At 55.4% G+C, this 3,436-nt stretch carries 2 rRNA genes; both read left to right on the forward strand.

Annotated elements, in window-relative coordinates:
• The first annotated feature begins 45 nt into the window (after positions 1 to 45).
• Positions 46 to 3,178 (forward strand): 23S ribosomal RNA (locus ON44_RS11245).
• A gap of 134 nt (positions 3,179 to 3,312) precedes the next feature.
• A 5S ribosomal RNA gene (rrf, locus tag ON44_RS11250) occupies positions 3,313 to 3,429 on the forward strand.
• Positions 3,430 to 3,436: the final 7 nt, after the last annotated feature.

Here is a 3,436-nt window from a genome sequence, read left to right on the forward strand (position 1 = left end):
GGGTGTGTTGTTTGAGAACTGCACAGTGGACGCGAGCATCTTTGTTTGTAAGTGTTTAAGAGCGTACGGTGGATGCCTTGGCACCAGGAGCCGATGAAGGACGTAGGAGGCTGCGATAAGCCTCGGGGAGCTGTCAACCGAGCTGAGATCCGAGGATTTCCGAATGGGGAAACCCAGCACGAGTGATGTCGTGTTACCCGCATCTGAATATATAGGGTGTGTGGAGGGAACGTGGGGAAGTGAAACATCTCAGTACCCACAGGAAGAGAAAACAATAGTGATTCCGTGAGTAGTGGCGAGCGAAAGCGGATGAGGCTAAACCAGGAGCATGTGATACCCGGCAGGGGTTGTGTTCTTGGGGTTGTGGGAGCATTCTTCTCTGATCTGCCGGTCAGGGCGACAGTGAGAAACCGTTGTGTTAGTTGAAGTGGTCTGGAACGGCCTGCCATAGACGGTGATAGTCCGGTAAATGAAAACTCAACGGCTGTTGTGGATGTTTCCCGAGTAGCAGCGGGCCCGTGAAATCTGCTGTGAATCTGCCGGGACCACCCGGTAAGCCTGAATACTCCCTGGTGACCGATAGCGGACTAGTACCGTGAGGGAAAGGTGAAAAGTACCCCGGGAGGGGAGTGAAATAGTACCTGAAACCGTGCGCTTACAATCCGTCAGGGCCTGCGCCTAGCTTTGCTAGGGTGGGTGATGGCGTGCCTTTTGAAGAATGAGCCTGCGAGTTAGTGGCATGTGGCGAGGTTAACCCGTGTGGGGTAGCCGTAGCGAAAGCGAGTCCGAATAGGGCGTTTTGAGTCGCGTGTTCTAGACCCGAAGCGGAGTGATCTACCCATGGCCAGGGTGAAGCGACGGTAAGACGTCGTGGAGGCCCGAACCCACTTAGGTTGAAAACTGAGGGGATGAGCTGTGGGTAGGGGTGAAAGGCCAATCAAACTCCGTGATAGCTGGTTCTCCCCGAAATGCATTTAGGTGCAGCGTCACGTGTTTCACGCCGGAGGTAGAGCTACTGGATGGTCTAGGGGGCCTACAAGCTTACCGAAATCAGCCAAACTCCGAATGCCGGTGTGTGAGAGCGTGGCAGTGAGACTGCGGGGGATAAGCTTCGTAGTCGAGAGGGAAACAGCCCAGATCGCCGGCTAAGGCCCCTAAGCGTGTACTAAGTGGAAAAGGATGTGGAGTCGCGAAGACAACCAGGAGGTTGGCTTAGAAGCAGCCATCCTTGAAAGAGTGCGTAATAGCTCACTGGTCAAGTGATTCTGCGCCGACAATGTAGCGGGGCTCAAGTACACCGCCGAAGCCGCGGCATTCACACAATACATCCGCACATTTCTACGGGAGTGTGTGCAGTGGTGTGGATGGGTAGGGGAGCGTCCTGCAGCCATGGAAGCAGCAGCGTGAGCTAGTTGTGGAGGCTGTGGGAGTGAGAATGCAGGCATGAGTAGCGAAAGACGAGTGAGAAACTCGTCCGCCGAATGACCAAGGGTTCCTGGGCCAGGTTAATCCGCCCAGGGTGAGTCGGGACCTAAGGCGAGGCCGACAGGCGTAGTCGATGGACAACGGGTTGATATTCCCGTACCCGTGTATCCGCGCCCAATGGCGAATCATCTGTGCTAACCATCCAAAACCCAATAGACTTCCTTCGGGAAGCTGGAGGGGGCTGCATGGGACCCTGGGTGTAGTAGTCAAGCGATGGGGTGACGCAGGAAGGTAGCTGGGCCAGTCAGTGGTTGTACTGGTGTAAGCCTGTAGGGCGTTGTGTAGGCAAATCCGCACAACATGTGCCTGAGAGGTGATGCGTAGCCGATTGAGGTGAATTCAGTGATCCTATGCTGCCGAGAAAAGCCTCTAGTGAGTTGGTACACGGCCCGTACCCCAAACCGACACAGGTGGTCAGGTAGAGAATACTGAGGCGATCGAGAGAACTGTGGTTAAGGAACTCGGCAAAATGCCCCCGTAACTTCGGGAGAAGGGGGACCCGGTCTGGTGATGAGATTTACTCTCGGAGCTGGGTTGGGTCGCAGAGACCAGAGAGAAGCGACTGTTTACTAAAAACACAGGTCCGTGCGAAGTCGTAAGACGATGTATACGGACTGACGCCTGCCCGGTGCCGGAAGGTTAAGAGGACCGGTTAGCTTTTCGGAGCGAAGCTGAGAATTTAAGCCCCGGTAAACGGCGGTGGTAACTATAACCATCCTAAGGTAGCGAAATTCCTTGTCGGGTAAGTTCCGACCTGCACGAATGGCGTAACGACTTCTCTGCTGTCTCAACCACAGACTCGGCGAAATTGCATTACGAGTAAAGATGCTCGTTACGCGCGGCAGGACGAAAAGACCCCGGGACCTTCACTATAGCTTGGTATTGGTGTTCGGTACGGTTTGTGTAGGATAGGTGGGAGACTGTGAAGCGGGCACGCCAGTGTTTGTGGAGTCGTCGTTGAAATACCACTCTGATCGTATTGGACCTCTAACCTCGGACCATGATCTGGTTCAGGGACAGTGCCTGGTGGGTAGTTTAACTGGGGCGGTTGCCTCCTAAAATGTAACGGAGGCGCCCAAAGGTTCCCTCAGCCTGGTTGGCAATCAGGTGTCGAGTGCAAGTGCACAAGGGAGCTTGACTGTGAGAGTGACAGCTCGAGCAGGGACGAAAGTCGGGACTAGTGATCCGGCACCGGCAAGTGGAAGCGGTGTCGCTCAACGGATAAAAGGTACCCCGGGGATAACAGGCTGATCTTCCCCAAGAGTCCATATCGACGGGATGGTTTGGCACCTCGATGTCGGCTCGTCGCATCCTGGGGCTGGAGTAGGTCCCAAGGGTTGGGCTGTTCGCCCATTAAAGCGGCACGCGAGCTGGGTTTAGAACGTCGTGAGACAGTTCGGTCTCTATCCGCCGCGCGCGTCAGAAACTTGAGGAAGGCTGTCCCTAGTACGAGAGGACCGGGACGGACGAACCTCTGGTGTGCCAGTTGTCCTGCCAAGGGCACTGCTGGTTAGCTACGTTCGGAAGGGATAACCGCTGAAAGCATCTAAGCGGGAAGCCTGTTCCAAGATGAGGTTTCTCACCACCTTCGAGTGGTTAAGGCCCCCTACAGACCATGGGGTTGATAGGCCAGAACTGGAAGCCCGGTAACGGGTGTAGGTGACTGGTACTAATCGGCCGAGGACTTACCAACGAAGAAGCTACGCGTCCACTGTGCGGTATCTGAAACAACACACAGACACTGCAGCAGACACAATCGTCTGCGATCCCGCTGTTGCGGGGTTGTGGGGGTTGTTGTCGCGCTGTTTGTGGATAGTTTCATAGAGTTACGGCGGCTATAGCGGTGGGGAAACGCCCGGTCCCATTCCGAACCCGGAAGCTAAGGCCACCAGCGCCGATGGTACTGCACTCGACAGGGTGTGGGAGAGTAGGACACCGCCGGAACATCCTT

The sequence above is a fragment of the Nocardia vinacea NBRC 16497 genome, assembly GCF_000308835.1.
Taxonomy (GTDB): Bacteria; Actinomycetota; Actinomycetes; order Mycobacteriales; family Mycobacteriaceae; genus Nocardia; species Nocardia vinacea.